Genomic DNA, 12,938 nt, shown 5'->3' with positions numbered 1-12,938 from the left:
ACCAGTATGTGGATGCGCGGCTGGGCTGTCAAAGGTTCCCGCGCCGTCGTAGGAGGAGCCGATGGAAGCGGGCGGAACCCTTGAGCGCGGGCTGGCGGTGCTGCGCGCGCTGACCGCCGACCCGGGGCGGCCCGCCCGGGCGACGGACCTGGTCCGCGCGACCGGGCTGGCCAGGTCCACCGTGGACCGCGTGCTCGGCACCCTCGTCCACCTCGGCTACCTGCGCTCCGACGGCCGCGACGTGACGCCCGCGCCGCGCCTGATGGAGCTGGGCGAGTCCTACCTGGCGGGCTCCGGGCTGCGTGACGCGCTCGCGCCCCTGGCCGCGCGGCTGGCCGAGGAGCTCGACGAGTCCGTCTCGCTGGCCGTGCGCGACGGCGACGGGGTGCGCTTCATCGTGCAGGTCACCCGGCGGCGCACCATGTCGGTCACCTTCCGGGTCGGCGACCTGCTGCCCGCCGGCCGCTGCGCGGCCGGCCTGGCGCTGCTCGACCCGGACGCGCCGTGGGCCCAGGACGACCAGCTCATCGAGCCGGGCCTGATCGCGCTGGCGGTGCCCGTACGCGACGCGGCCGGGCGGGCCGCGTGCGCGCTCAGCGTGGTCAGCCACACCAGCAGGCACACCGTGACGGGGCTGCGCGAGCACTGCCTGCCCGCGCTGCGCAAGGCGGCCGCCGAGATGGAGGCGGCCCTCGCGGGCCCGCGCCCCCTGCCGGAGCCGCCGCCCGGGGCCGACCTCTCCCGCAGCGCCAAGCAGGAGCTGGGGATGGGCTTCCTGCAGTCGCTGGCGCGCGGCCTGGCCGTCATGGTGGCGCTCGGGACGGCCCGGGGCGGCCTGACCCTCGCCGACTGCGCCAGAGTGACGGGGCTGCCGCGCGCGACCGTGCGCCGCGCGGTCCAGGCGCTGGAGCGCCTCGGCTACGCCGCGGCCGACGGGCCCCGCTTCGTGCCGCTGCCGCGGGTGCTGGAGCTGGGCTACGCCCACCTGTCGGGGCTGACGTTCGGGGAGGTCGTCCAGCCGCACCTGGCCGACCTGGTGGCCCGGGTGCGCGAGTCGGCGTCGGTGGCGGTGCTGTCGGGCGACGACGTGGTGTACGTGGCCCGGGTCCAGACCGTCAGCATCATGAGCATCAACCTCACGGTCGGCACCCGGCTGCCCGCGTACGCGACCTCCATGGGCCGGGTGCTCCTGGCCGAGCTGCCCGACGAGCGGCTGGCCACGATCGTGCCGCGGCGGCTGTCCCCCAGGACCGTCACCTCGGCGGCCGGGCTGCGCGCGCTGCTGCGCCAGGCGGCCGCGGACGGGTACGCCCTGGTGGACCAGGAGCTGGAGGAAGGGGTGCGCTCCATCGCGGTGCCGATCCGCGACCGCGCGGGGCGCACCGTGGCGGCCGTGAACGTCGCCACCCACGCCGGCCGCGCCGGCAACGACGTCCTGGTGCGCGACGTGCTGCCCGCGCTCAGGGAGGCGGCGGCGCGCATGGAGGCCGACCTCGCCCACACCCGCGCCGAACCGCCCGACTGGTCATGAGCGCCAGGGGGCCCGGCCGGGTCATGAGGCCGGCGCGGCCCGGCCGGTCACGAGGCCAGGACTGAGACGGCGGTGGCCAGGTAGAGGCAGCCGCCGACCGCGACGCCGACGCCGGCCAGCGCGGGCGTCCAGGCCGCCGCCGTGCGCAGGAACCGCAGGCGCGGCGTGTGGCGGCTCAGCACCACCCTGCCGTGGACGGTCACGATCCCGACGCCCGTCAGCGTGACCGCCATGCCGAGGCCGAACGCCAGCACCAGCACGACGGCGTCGAGCGACCGTCCGGTGAGCAGCCCGCTGACCAGCACGATGAACGCCGACGGCGAGGGCACCAGCCCTCCGGACAGCGCCAGCGCGGTCAGCCCGCGTGGCGACCACGGGTCCTCAACGTGTCCATGCCCGTGCCCGTGTCCATGCCCGTGCCCGTGTCCATGTCCGTGCCCGTGCCCGTGCCCGTGGCCGTGCCCGTGCCCGTGGCCGTGGGCGCCGGTCCTGCGGTTGCGCAGGTGCCGGTACGTCAGGTGCGCCCCCACCCCGATCACCACCACGCCCGCGACCACCTGGAGCCAGGCGGTGACGGCCTCGGTGCCGAAGGAGGCGGCGCTGCTCAGGCCCACCCAGGCCAGCGCGAGCGCCAGCACCGACACGGTGTGCATCAGCGCCACCACCACGCCGAGCCGCAGGGCGTCCCGGTAGCGGCCGTGGGTGCCGATCAGGTACGCGGCCGTCACGCTCTTGCCGTGCCCCGGCGCGACCGCGTGCAGGGCCCCGACCCCCAGCGCGACCGCCAGCGCCGGCCAGAACGCCCCCGCCCCGTCGAAGAGCGCGATCAGATAGTTCTCCGGTCCGGTCGTGGCGCCGTTCATACGGGCACGTCCGCGCGGCGGCGGCGTACGAGGAACGCGGCGAGCACGCCCGCCACGGCCACCAGCGCGACGGCGGGCGCCGCGAGCGGCACGCCGCCCGCCGCCGACGGGTCGAAGCGCAGCCGCCTGGTGTCGGCCGCCGACGTGAGCAGCGCCTTCGCCGGCTCGGCCGGGGTCTCGGCGGTGAGCATCGTCCGGTACGCCTCGTGCAGGTCGGCCAGCGCCCCGATGCGGACGTCCACGTCCCTGACGGTCTCCGGGCACGCGAAGCTGAACCGGGCGCCGTCGGCGAGCAGCCGCTCCAGCGGGGCCAGCTCCGGCGCGCAGGGCCGGCCGTGCTGGGTGACGCCGATGCGGGCGAGCAGGTAGTCGCGGACCGCGGCGGAGCGGGCCAGCTTCTGCTCGCCGGTCAGGCTGGTGTCGGTGCCGGTCGCGGGGTCCTCGAACGCGCCGACCGAGCGGCCCAGCGCCACCCAGTCGTCCTCGGCGGGCAGCCAGGCGAGCGTCACCCGGTTGCCCTCGGCCCCGATCCGGGCCGTGGACGGCGGCCCGAACGGGTGCGCCGCCGCGGCCCCCGCGGGCACGAGTGCCACGGCGACCGGGACGGCGACGGCGATGAGCAGCACGCACAGGCGGCGTGCGATGAGCGGAAAGGTCAAGGAGAACTCCTGAGCAGGATCCTGGCCGGAACCGCACGACCCACCGGCGCGCGGTCCCGGCCAGGGGGGATCACTTGGTCACGGTGATGGCGGGACTGGTGATCTTCTGGTTCTGGCTGTCCAGGTAGACCTCGTACACGCCGCCCCTCTTCACCAGCACGGGCACCCGCACGGTCTCCTCGACGCGGCCCAGCTCATCGGCCTTCTCATAGCCGATCAGCGCGCCGTCGCGCCCGCGGCGGCCGGAGTCGTCGCCCCTCGCGCGCCACCACACGGCCACCCGCTCCCCCGGGTCGTAGCCGTACGCCGACACCTTGACCGTCTCCAGCCGCCGCACCGACGTCTTGTCGACGGTCACCTGCTCCCCGACGGTGTTCTCGGCCGTGCGCAGGTCGTTGACGGTGCGCTCGCCCTTGTCGTTCTTGCGGATCACGAACCCGTCGTGGTGCTCGCCGTTGGCGTAGCGGGCCTCGAAGGTGATGGTGTCCTTCGTGACGTCGATGAGCTGGTAGAGCTGGGTGTTCTGGCTGGTGCTGCGCACCTCGGCGCCGTTTCCGGTCCAGTTCTCGCCGCCGTTGAGCGCGTACATCTTGCCGCCCGACACCGAAACCACGTACGGCACGCCGTTGTGCACGGTCGCGGACTTGCGCGCCGAGACCGGGTTGCCGCGCCCGTAGGAGTGGTCGTGGCCCTGAAGCACCAGGTCCACGCCGTACTTCTCGAACAGCGGCGCCCACTGCGCCCGCACGTTGGGGTTGTTGCGGGTGCCGGTGGTCGAGTAGACGGGGTGGTGGAAGGTCACCACGGTCCACTTGTTCGGGTTGTCCTTGAGCAGGCCCTCCAGCCAGGCGGTCTGGGCGGCCATCAGCGTGGCGTTGCTCTGGTGGTTGGTGTCCAGCCCGATGAAGCGCACGCCCTGGTAGTCGAGGGTGTAGACGGTCTGCTTGAGCTCGGGGTTGCCCGGCCCGTTGTCCGGATACGGGAACTGCGGCCGCCAGAAGGCCGACAGGCCGCCGCTGTACTCATGGTTGCCGGGGATCGAGATGTTGTTGACCTGGCCGTCGATGAACCCGCCCGCCTTGTACCACTCGCCCCACTGCTCCTCGCTGTTGGCGGAGTCGATGAGGTCGCCTGGCGGAGCTGCGGGGCGCGGCACGCCGAGCTGTGGGGCGGCGGCGAGGACCGCGACCTGGCCTACTATCCGATCATGCCGACGGCGGAGACGTGGGCCGACGGCGACCGCGACATCATGTGCGCCGTCTACCGCCGCACCGGCCGCCTGACCGGCTCCACCCTCCCACCCGCCTGACCACCCGCCCGCCGCCGGCCCACGGCCCCGGTCGGGGGCGAGGTCGGCGCCGGCGGCAGGCGGCGCCGGGCGGGGATCAGCGCAGGAACTCGTCGAGTTCGCGGATGGCCACGTCCACGTCGTCGGCGACGCCGCGGCGCAGCAGCTTGGCGTACAGGCCATCGCCGCTCACCCCGTACCGGCGGATCTGGGCGACCCGCACCCGCATGCGGGCCTGGATCTCCCTCACCACGGCCTGCGGGTCGCCGGTGTAGCCGTACACGTCGAGGAAGAGCCGCAGGCGGGCGGCCCGCGAGTCGAAGTCCCGCAGCCCCTCCAGCGCGGCGACGTGGCGGGCGTAGAGGGGGACCCAGGCGTGCGCCATCCAGGCGACGTCGGACTCGGGTGTGACGGGGCCGGCGAAGTCCCAGTCGAAGAACCCGGTCAGCCGCCCCGCCTGCCAGGCGGCGTTGAAGGGGCTGGCGTCGTTGTGGGCGATGATCATGCCCGGCGCCCACCGCCCGCCGGTGCGCCACCGCGCCGCGGCGGACGGCACGAAGTCGGCCACGGCCTCGTGGTAGGCGCGCGTCCACTCGGCCACCTGGACGAGCGTCTCCTCCGTACGGGTCCACCAGGGCCACACGGGCGCCTCGCCCATGGTCTCGCCCTCGATGTAGGTGAGGATCTCGCGCCCCTCGGCGTCGATGCCCAGCACGCGGGGCGCCCCCTGGAACCCCTTGCGCTCCAGGTGCCGCAGCAGCTCGTGCACCGAGGCCGTCCAGGCCCGCACCGGCCGTCGCACGGTGTCGTCCACCCGCACCGCGCCCGCGTCATTGCCGCCGCGGAGCTGGTCTTTGTTCACTTGTCACCTCACCAGAGCCCGTGAGTGGCCGGGCCCGCCCCGCGCGCGGGGCTCGTCCCGCGCGCGGACCGGAGCCCGGAGGGTCAGCCCATCGGCGGCACCGTGCCGAAGGCGGGGCGGCCGGCCGCCCGGTAGGTCTGGAGCATGATCCCGTTGGTGCTGGTCCTGCTCCCGGCGAGCTCCAGCCCGGTCGGGACGACGCCGTCGGACAACCGCCTGCCGGAACCCAGCACGACCGGGAAGTCCAGCAGCGGCACGACCCAGCCGCCGTGGTCGAACCCGCCGCTGCGGTCCTCGTCGGGGCTGCCGGGCCCCTGCGCGACGCCGTCAATGGTGACGACCGTGGTGACGGTGAGCTGCAACGCGTTTCCTCCTGACCATGGGGCAGTCGTTTCCGCGGTGGCAGATCGCCGGACGTCGCGAAACTCATCGCCGCGGGCAGTGACGAGGGACTTGACGACCTCCCACGCGGTGGACACTGCCATGCCCGAAACCGGCGGTCAACCGCCTGATTGCGAACTCACGCGTCGGGCCATCCGAGCGGGTGCGCCACGCTCGCCACGGGCTCGCCGCCGGCCTCGGTGAAGGCGTTCATGGCCGAGATGAGCGCCCGGCGCTGCGCCGCCGACATGCGCGCCACGATCGCGCCGATCTCCTTCCTGCGGCGGGCCATCACCTCGTCCACGATGCGCCGCCCCTCCACGGTCAGCCGCATGAGGCTCTCGCGCCGGTTGTGGGGGTTGACCTCGCGTACGACGAGGCCCGCGGCGGCCAGCCGGTCGGCCATGCGCATCGCGGTGGAGGCGTTGACGTCGAGCAGCTCCGCCATCGTGACCAGCTTGGTCTCGCCGTGCCCGGCCAGCACCACCAGCATCCTGAACTGCGGGAGCGTCACTTTGTCCTCGACCGCCGCCAGGGACCGCGCGGCGAGGCCGACCAGGAGCCGCGAGCCGGTCAGGACCGCCGTGATGACCGCGGTCAGGTCCTCGCCGTCCACCCGCGGCGCAGCGTCTTCGCCCATGGGAACCGTTCTACACCGTTCCGCTACGGGTTCTCGAATGTTACTGTCACGTTTTATTGCACTGTGCAAAAATGAGAAGTGGCGAACCGTTACGCGATGGAGGGGTGAATGGGAAACGCGAACCGTACCGGCTTCTCCTGGATCGTCACGCAGAGTGGTGATTCCGCTGTGCTGAGTCCCGCCGGTGATCTGGACCTGGCCTCCATGGAGGAGTTCCGCCACGGGCTGACGGAGGCGATCGCGTGCCTGCGTCCGCCGCGCATCGTGGTCGACCTGCGCCACGTCGGCTTCTGCGACTCCTCGGGGCTGAACACGCTGATCTGGGCCGCCAACACGGTGGAGGGGGCGGGCGGCGGGCTCCGGCTGACCGGGGCACAACCCCGGGTGACCCGCCTGCTGCGCCTGACCGGGCTGGACAAACGCTTCCACCTCTGCGACACGCCGGCGGCAACGTAACGCCCGAGCTGCGAGCCACAGGGCGGCCCACCGGCCCCCGAGGCCGGGAACACGTCCCATGAGGCCGGCCTCGGGCATTTCTGGTCCCCGGCGGCGGGGTTTCCTCGTCCGAGAAAAGACGATTACGCCATTTCGTGGGGACGATGCATCGGGCGGCCATGCGGAGCCCGGCCGGATCGGGACGAGTGGCTGATCTGCGCCGCGAGTCAGAGCCGGGGCTGGAGGCCCATGCCCGTCCGCGCCGATGCGGACAAGAAGCGGGAGGGGTTACCGCCCCGGGTGAAGGTCTGCGGAACAAGGGGCCGGGACTACGCCTCCACCTGCGGGAGCGGTCTCGCCGAGGAATCGGACCGAGCGATGCCACCGGGAATCGAGCCCGCGGATCGAGGCTAAGCCGAGCATAAAAAGGCACTATTTGCGATCTTGCCTGGTCATCGGGCCCTGGGCAATCATGTCAACGCCGCCAGAAAGGGCGATAGTGCGCAATTCCCACGAAATCGGGCAGCGCAGGGTCCGCTGTGACGTGTCGCCAGGACCGCCGCTCTTCTGTCGGTGTCTCCATCGTCGATCAGGAAAGGAGTCGGCATGAAGCAACTCATGCGGCAGGTGAGCGAGCGGCTCGTCGGAGCGGTGCTGCCGAGCGTGGAGGCCGGTGCCTGCGTGCCGGAACACGGCCAGTGCTGCCGGAGGGGCTACGCCTTCAGCTGCAACGGCATTTGCAGCGTCCGCCGGTCCGGCTGCTGACCACTGTTCACCGTAGAGGCCGGCGGGATGCCCTCAGTGTCTCGCCGGTTCATCGGAACCGTCCGGAGGTTGCCGTGTTCGACCTGCTCGCTCGCGCCTTGCTCGCTGTCGTCTTCTTTGCGGCGGTCGTGGGAAAGGCGCGTTCCAGGCAGGGGTTCGCCGAGTTCCGCGACACGGTCGCCGCGATCGGGCCGCGGTGGCTGCCGGCCGGTCCGGCCGGTGGCGCGGTCGTCGCGGGGGAGGCCGCGGCTGTGGTGCTGCTCGCCGTCCCCGGCACGCGGCTGGCGGGCTACGCGTTCGCAGCCGTGCTTCTCGCGCTGTTCTGCGCCGGCATCGCCCGCGCGGTCCTGACCAGGCAGTCCGTACGGTGCCAGTGCTTCGGCTCGGGAGGCGGCCTGCTCGGCCCGCGGCACCTCGTCCGCAACACCCTGCTGATCGCCGTCGCCGTGGCCGGAGCGCTGGCCGGCGGCGCGGCCCCGTCCGCCCCCGCCGTGCTGGTCGCCCTGGTCACCGGAGCCTTCCTCGGCCTGCTCACCACCCGCTGGGAGGACGTCGCGTTCCTCCTCGTTCCCGCCGGGAGAAGCCGTTGACCCTGCTCACCACCGCCGTCGTCCTGCTCGCCGTCGTGGTCGCGGTGCATCTGCTGTTCACGTTCGGGCTGGTCGCCCGGGTCCGCGAGCTGCAGCAGCACGGCGGCGCCCGCGCCGACAACAGGCAGTTGCCCAGGCCCGGAGCGGTCATCCGGCCCTTCTCGGTCACCGCCACCGATGGCACCGCGATCACCGAGGCCGACCTCGACGGCCCGGTCCAGGTCGGGTTCTTCCAGGTCGGCTGCGGACCGTGCCGGATGCTGTCGGACGCCCTGGTCGGCGCGCCGCCGGCAGTTCGGTTCGTCTCCATCGTGGACGGCGATCCAGTCGACCCGGAGGCCACCGAGCGGTTGGCCGCCAAGCTCGAGGCTCTCGGCCGGGTCGCGGTCATCGGCGTCGACGATCCCGTGCTGACCGCGTTCGAGGTCGTGGCGTTCCCGACGCTGCTGCACACGCACGGCGGCGTGGTCACCGCGTCCGGCAGCCGGCTCGATGACTTCGCCGACGCCACGAGCGCCGCCCCAGCACAGCTGACATGACGCGATCCGCCGTCCGCGCGGGCGCGGCGGCGCTCGCGCTGCCGTTCCGGTCCACGCCGGTGATCGCCACCGCCGCCCTGGCGCTCACCGTCCTGGCGGGCGCCGCGCCCGCGATCGCGGCATGGCTGACGATGACCCTGGTCAACGAGATCACTTCGGCACGTCGAGGACCCCGCCTTCCACGACCGGCTGCGGCTCGCCGAGCAGGCCGCGCAGGAGGCGCCCGGCACGGTCTCCCAGTTCGCGCAGGAGCTGATCCGTTCAGCGGTCCTGCTCGCCGGCTTCACGGGTGCGTTGCTGGTGGTGTGGCCGCCCATGAACCTGCTGCTGCTCGCCTCGGTCCTGACCGCCGTGCTCGCCAGGCTGGCGACCGCGCGGCGCGAGGCGGCCACCGAGGAGGCGTGGGTGGCCACCGACCGGCGCCGCCTGTTCTACCGGGCGCTGCTCACCGACGTGCGTGCCGCCAAGGAGATCCGGCTGTTCGGCCTCGGCACGCTGCTCCACGCCAGGATGATCGACTCGCTGACGGCGGTCTCGCACGCACGGCTGTCGGTGACGCGCAGAGGCGCGCTGCAGCAGAGCGGGCTCGCACTGCTCGGTGCCGTCGTGACAGGGGCAGGCACGGTCGTCGTCACCACGAACATCGCCACCGGCGGATCGTCGGTCGGCGACCTGGTGCTGTTCCTCAGTGCGGTGGCCGGCGTGCAGACCGGGCTGTCCTCCGTGGTGCTCCAGCTCGGCGAGAGCGTGCGCGCGGTGCGGCTGTGCGCGGGCAAGAGCACGCTGGTGAAACTGTTGTGCCGGTTCTACGACCCGCAGCGCGGCACGATCACCTGGGGTGGCGTGGACCTCCGCGAGCTGGACGCCGCGGCCCTGCGCGCCCGGATCGGCGTGGTGTTCCAGGAGTTCATGACCTACGACCTGACCGCGGCCGAGAACATCGGCATCGGTCAGGTGTCCCAGCTCGGCGATCGGTCGCGGATCGTCGAGGCCGCGCGGGCGGCACGAGCGGACGACACGGTGGCGGCTCTGCCCCACGGCTACGACACCGTACTGTCCAGGACGCATGCCGACGACGGCGAGCAGGCCGGAGTGACGTTGTCCGGCGGGCAGTGGCAGCGGATCGCCCTGGCCCGCTGCCTGATGCGCACCGACGCCGAGCTGATCGTGCTCGACGAGCCGACCTCGGGACTGGACGCCGAGGGCGAGAACCGGGTGCACGACACCCTGCGCCGGCACACGCGAGGCCGTACGCGGTTGCTGATCTCCCACCGGATGTCCGCGCTGCGCGGTGCCGACGTGATCGTCACGCTCGCCGACGGCCGGATCGCCGAGCAGGGCAGTCATGACGAACTGATGGACGCGGGCGGCGAGTACGCCCGGCTGTTCCGCCTCCAGGCCGGCGGATACCAGGATGCGAGAGTGCGATGATCGGGTGGATCAGGGTGACCGTACGGGGCAACAGCATGTCGCCCACCTTCCGGGACGGCCAGCGCCTGCTCGCGCGCCGGCTGCGTCGTGCCCCCCGGCGCTGGGAGGTGATCGTGTTCCGGGTGGCGGACGAGGAGCTGCCGCACCGGATCAAGCGAGTCGCCGCCGTCGCCGGGGACCCGCTGCCGGACTGGCTCGCCCCGGCACTGCACGGCGTGTCCCACGTACCGGCCGGGTATGTCGCGGTGGCCGGGGACAACACCCGCTCGCAGGACTCCCGCCAGCTGGGTCTGATCGACTGCCGCGACATCGTCGGCGCCATCCCGGCATTCCGTCGGGCCAGGTCGCGCCCGGCCGTCAGGGGAGATGGCCGACGGCGCCGATGAGGCCGGGGATGGTCAGGTCGATCCTGGCCTGGCGGTCGAGCTCCGACTCGGGCCGCCACGACTTTACCGGGACGAGCCCCGGCTCCAGCAGGGTCAGGCCGTCGAAGTAGGCGCCGATCTGCCGCAGCGAGCGGGCGGCCAGCGCGCCCGGCCTGGTCCCCTTGTAGACCTGCTGGCCCGCCTTGACCTTCGGGTCGTCGGCGTCCGGGGTGAAGAAGTGCGAGATCAGCAGGTGGCTGCCGGGCACGAGCGGCGCGCGCAGCGTCTTGACGATGTCGTCGGCCTGCTGGTCGCCGGGGACGAAGTGCAGCACCGCCGACATCAGCAGCCCGACGGGCCGCCCGAAGTCCAGGTGCCCGGCCACCTCGGGGTCGGCCAGGATGGCGGCGGGGTCGGTGATGTCGCCCCAGACCGCGACGGTGCCGGGGCTGTCGGCCAGCAGGGCGCGGGCGTGCGTCAGGACGATCGGGTCGTTGTCGACATAGACCACGCGGGCGTCGGGGACGATCCGCTGCGCGACCTGGTGCACGTTCTCCTGCGTGGGCAGGCCGGCGCCGATGTCGAGGAACTGCCGCACGCCCCGCTCGGCCATGACCCGCACGGCCTTGCCGATGAAGGCCCGGTTGTCGCGGGCCGTCTCGCGCACCTCGGGGACGATCGCGATGATCTTCTCGGCGGCCTCGCGGTCCGCCGGGAAGTGGTCCTTGCCGCCCAGGTAGTAGTCGTACATGCGGGCCACGCTGGGAACCGTGGGATCGACACCGGGCACATGCGGCTCAGCAGCACTCACGCGAGATCTCCCTGCACTGGGGTGACGCCCAGCCTAGCGATCAACGCGTACCGGGAGAAGTGTCGCTTTTCGGGCCTCAGCGGAGCAGACCGGCCTCATACAGGGCCTGAAGAACCAGGGAGTCGACGTACGAGACCGCCCAGCGCTCGTCCGCCAGGCCCGAACCCTGGCCCGCCCGCGCCGTGGCCGCACCGTGGCCGCACCGTGGCTGCACCGTGGCCGCGTCCTGGCCGCGAGCAGGCTTCCGGGTGCGGGAGACTTGGACGGTGACCTACGAGAACGGGCGCCCCGGCCCTCCGGTGACCAGCGCCTCCATCCTGGTGCTCACGCTGGCGCGCCGCGTCGAGACCGAGCTCAACGCCGCGCTGGCGGCGCTCGACCTCACGGTGAGCCGGCTCGGGCTGCTCGGTCACATCGCGGCCGTGCCCGGCGCGTCGTTCAGCGACCTGGCCCGCATGTCGGGCATCACGGTGCAGAGCGTGCACGCGGCGGTGAAGGCGCTGGCCGGGGCGGGCCTGGTGCGCGACAACACGGCCCGCGCGGGGGCCGCGTCGGCCATCGAGGTGACCCCCGACGGCGACCGCCTGCTGCGCCGGGCCCGGGAGGCGGTGGCCGGGGTGGACGAGCGGATGTTCGGCGAGACGGCCGACCCGGTCCTGCGCCAGGTGGGCGCCACCCTCCGCGCCGCCTTCACCGCCCCTCCTGGCGCCACCTCCTAGCGCCCTCTCCCGCCCCCTTCCCGGCCTTCCCTCCGCGCCCCTTCCCTGCCCTTCCCCCACCCGAGGCTCGCTACGTCGTCACTGGTCGCCTCCCATGGCGGTGGAGTGGAATCGGTCGCGGTAGTCGGAGGGCGCGACGCCCACCCGGCGGTGGAACGTGCGGCGCAGCGTCTCGGCGGTGCCGAAGCCGCAGCGGCGGGCGATGACCTCGACGGGGTCGTCGCTCTGCGCCAGCGCCCGCTGGGCGGCCTCGACCCGGACGCGCTCGACGTAGGAGCCGGGCGGCACGCCGAGCTCGGCGGTGAAGCGGCGCTGCAGGTGGCGGGGGCTGAGCCCGGCGTGCGCGGCGAGGTCCTGGATGTCGTGCCGGGCGCCGGGGTCGGCGTGGATGGCGGCCACGGCGGCGCGGATCGGGTCGGTGGACGGCTGCGCGGTCCACAGCGGCACGCTGAACTGGGACTGGCTGCCCGGCCTGCGCAGGAACAGGACGAGCTGCCTGGCCACGGCGAGCGCGACGTCGCCGCCGAGGTCGTCCTCGACGAGCGCGAGCGCGAGGTCCATGCCGGCGGTCACCCCGGCCGACGACCAGACGCGCCCGTCCCTGATGAAGATCGGATCGCTGTCGACCGTGACGCCGGGGTGCTCCTCGGCCAGCCGCCCGGCACGGCCCCAGTGGGTGGTGACCCGGCGGCCGTCCAGCAGCCCCGCGGCGGCCAGCAGGAACGCCCCCGTGCACACCGAGGCCACCCGGCGGGCGGTGGCGCCGGCGGCGGCGACCCAGCCGGTCAGCGCGGGATCGTGCCTGACCGCGTAGACGCCGCTGCCGCCGGTCACGACCAGCGTGTCCACGCCGTCAGGGGCGAGCGTGGCCACGCCGTGGCCGGCGTGCACGGGCAGGCCGCTCTCGGCCCGCACCAGCCCGGGCAGCGGGGCCACGACCTCGCAGGAGTAGCCGCCCGCGCGCCGGGCCGCCTGCTGGAACACCTCGTGCGGGCCCGCGAGGTCGAGGGCCTGGAAGCCGTCGAAGACGACGAAGACGACGCGGCGCTGGTTCACGCT

The 12,938-nt window shown here is 73.3% G+C and carries 16 protein-coding genes; 8 read left to right on the top strand and 8 right to left on the bottom strand.

Translation table 11 applies throughout. The annotated features are described in order from the left end of the window. Positions 1 to 61: 61 nt before the first annotated feature. Complete coding sequence (locus tag IO39_RS59400; protein WP_043618952.1) at positions 62 to 1,531, top strand: IclR family transcriptional regulator domain-containing protein; 1,470 nt, start codon at positions 62 to 64, stop codon at positions 1,529 to 1,531. A gap of 47 nt (positions 1,532 to 1,578) precedes the next feature. On the opposite strand, the gene IO39_RS08980 is transcribed toward IO39_RS59400, so the two are convergent. The 6 genes from IO39_RS08980 to IO39_RS08955 all read right to left on the bottom strand — a co-directional run bounded on the left by IO39_RS08980 (position 1,579) and on the right by IO39_RS08955 (position 6,224). Then, positions 1,579 to 2,394 carry a nickel/cobalt transporter gene (locus IO39_RS08980; protein WP_043618949.1) on the bottom strand — a complete coding sequence of 272 codons (816 nt, stop codon included), beginning with the start codon at positions 2,392 to 2,394 and terminating at the stop codon, positions 1,579 to 1,581. Further along, positions 2,391 to 3,053 (bottom strand): hypothetical protein, encoded by a 663-nt coding sequence (locus tag IO39_RS08975; protein ID WP_043618946.1) that lies wholly within the window; start codon positions 3,051 to 3,053, stop codon positions 2,391 to 2,393. The genes IO39_RS08980 and IO39_RS08975 overlap by 4 nt, the downstream gene beginning before the upstream one ends. Before the next feature lie 70 nt (positions 3,054 to 3,123). Continuing rightward, positions 3,124 to 4,209 carry a metallophosphoesterase family protein gene (locus IO39_RS08970; RefSeq protein WP_211266944.1) on the bottom strand — a complete coding sequence of 362 codons (1,086 nt, stop codon included), beginning with the start codon at positions 4,207 to 4,209 and terminating at the stop codon, positions 3,124 to 3,126. Positions 4,210 to 4,438: 229 nt separating this feature from the next. Beyond that, positions 4,439 to 5,203: a phosphotransferase gene (locus IO39_RS08965; RefSeq protein WP_043618942.1), complete on the bottom strand. Its 765-nt coding sequence runs from the start codon at positions 5,201 to 5,203 to the stop codon at positions 4,439 to 4,441. Between the two features lie 83 nt (positions 5,204 to 5,286). Next, on the bottom strand, positions 5,287 to 5,565 hold the full coding sequence (locus IO39_RS08960) for a hypothetical protein (RefSeq protein ID WP_043618939.1): 279 nt from the start codon (positions 5,563 to 5,565) through the stop codon (positions 5,287 to 5,289). Positions 5,566 to 5,723: 158 nt separating this feature from the next. Beyond that, positions 5,724 to 6,224 carry a MarR family winged helix-turn-helix transcriptional regulator gene (locus IO39_RS08955; RefSeq protein WP_043618936.1) on the bottom strand — a complete coding sequence of 167 codons (501 nt, stop codon included), beginning with the start codon at positions 6,222 to 6,224 and terminating at the stop codon, positions 5,724 to 5,726. A gap of 108 nt (positions 6,225 to 6,332) precedes the next feature. On the opposite strand from IO39_RS08955, the gene IO39_RS08950 reads away from it, so the two are divergent. The 6 genes from IO39_RS08950 (at position 6,333) to IO39_RS08930 (ending at position 10,370) form a co-directional block, all read left to right on the top strand. Continuing rightward, positions 6,333 to 6,680 carry an STAS domain-containing protein gene (locus IO39_RS08950; protein WP_063765239.1) on the top strand — a complete coding sequence of 116 codons (348 nt, stop codon included), beginning with the start codon at positions 6,333 to 6,335 and terminating at the stop codon, positions 6,678 to 6,680. Positions 6,681 to 7,265: 585 nt separating this feature from the next. Further along, positions 7,266 to 7,424: a hypothetical protein gene (locus IO39_RS54195; protein WP_157548068.1), complete on the top strand. Its 159-nt coding sequence runs from the start codon at positions 7,266 to 7,268 to the stop codon at positions 7,422 to 7,424. Beyond that, entirely contained in the window at positions 7,358 to 8,014 is a 657-nt protein-coding gene (locus IO39_RS08945) for a MauE/DoxX family redox-associated membrane protein (RefSeq protein ID WP_342671408.1), read from the top strand. Before IO39_RS54195 ends, IO39_RS08945 begins: the two co-directional genes overlap by 67 nt. Continuing rightward, positions 8,011 to 8,553, top strand: a complete 543-nt coding sequence (locus tag IO39_RS08940; RefSeq protein WP_052422622.1) for a TlpA family protein disulfide reductase — start codon at positions 8,011 to 8,013, stop codon at positions 8,551 to 8,553. The genes IO39_RS08945 and IO39_RS08940 overlap by 4 nt, the downstream gene beginning before the upstream one ends. A 315-nt stretch (positions 8,554 to 8,868) precedes the next feature. Next, positions 8,869 to 9,984: an ATP-binding cassette domain-containing protein gene (locus tag IO39_RS08935; protein WP_084772588.1), complete on the top strand. Its 1,116-nt coding sequence runs from the start codon at positions 8,869 to 8,871 to the stop codon at positions 9,982 to 9,984. Continuing rightward, positions 9,981 to 10,370 (top strand): S26 family signal peptidase, encoded by a 390-nt coding sequence (locus tag IO39_RS08930; RefSeq protein WP_052422620.1) that lies wholly within the window; start codon positions 9,981 to 9,983, stop codon positions 10,368 to 10,370. Before IO39_RS08935 ends, IO39_RS08930 begins: the two co-directional genes overlap by 4 nt. On the opposite strand, the gene IO39_RS08925 is transcribed toward IO39_RS08930, so the two are convergent. Then, positions 10,342 to 11,160, bottom strand: coding sequence for an SAM-dependent methyltransferase (locus IO39_RS08925; protein WP_043618929.1), 819 nt, complete (start codon positions 11,158 to 11,160; stop codon positions 10,342 to 10,344). The two genes, IO39_RS08930 and IO39_RS08925, sit on opposite strands and share 29 nt — an antisense overlap. 266 nt (positions 11,161 to 11,426) lie before the next feature. Between IO39_RS08925 and IO39_RS08920 the strand changes: the two genes are divergently transcribed. Then, positions 11,427 to 11,879 (top strand): MarR family winged helix-turn-helix transcriptional regulator, encoded by a 453-nt coding sequence (locus IO39_RS08920; protein ID WP_043618927.1) that lies wholly within the window; start codon positions 11,427 to 11,429, stop codon positions 11,877 to 11,879. Between the two features lie 78 nt (positions 11,880 to 11,957). On the opposite strand, the gene IO39_RS08915 is transcribed toward IO39_RS08920, so the two are convergent. Further along, the gene (locus tag IO39_RS08915; protein WP_043618925.1) at positions 11,958 to 12,935 is read right to left on the bottom strand and encodes a GlxA family transcriptional regulator; all 978 of its coding nucleotides are present in this window, start codon (positions 12,933 to 12,935) and stop codon (positions 11,958 to 11,960) included. Positions 12,936 to 12,938 lie beyond the last annotated feature (3 nt).

It is taken from the genome of Nonomuraea candida (genome assembly GCF_000725485.1).
GTDB lineage: Bacteria > Actinomycetota > Actinomycetes > Streptosporangiales > Streptosporangiaceae > Nonomuraea > Nonomuraea candida.
This window is presented reverse-complemented; position numbering and strand designations above follow the sequence as displayed.

Coding starts and splice junctions, on each gene's coding strand:
- IO39_RS08950 (WP_063765239.1), top strand. CDS start 6,333: ATGGGAAACGCGAACCGTACCGGCTTCTCCTGGATCGTCACGCAGAGT.
- IO39_RS54195 (WP_157548068.1), top strand. CDS start 7,266: ATGAAGCAACTCATGCGGCAGGTGAGCGAGCGGCTCGTCGGAGCGGTG.
- IO39_RS08955 (WP_043618936.1), bottom strand. CDS start 6,224: ATGGGCGAAGACGCTGCGCCGCGGGTGGACGGCGAGGACCTGACCGCG.
- IO39_RS08930 (WP_052422620.1), top strand. CDS start 9,981: ATGATCGGGTGGATCAGGGTGACCGTACGGGGCAACAGCATGTCGCCC.
- IO39_RS08980 (WP_043618949.1), bottom strand. CDS start 2,394: ATGAACGGCGCCACGACCGGACCGGAGAACTATCTGATCGCGCTCTTC.
- IO39_RS08935 (WP_084772588.1), top strand. CDS start 8,869: ATGAACCTGCTGCTGCTCGCCTCGGTCCTGACCGCCGTGCTCGCCAGG.
- IO39_RS59400 (WP_043618952.1), top strand. CDS start 62: ATGGAAGCGGGCGGAACCCTTGAGCGCGGGCTGGCGGTGCTGCGCGCG.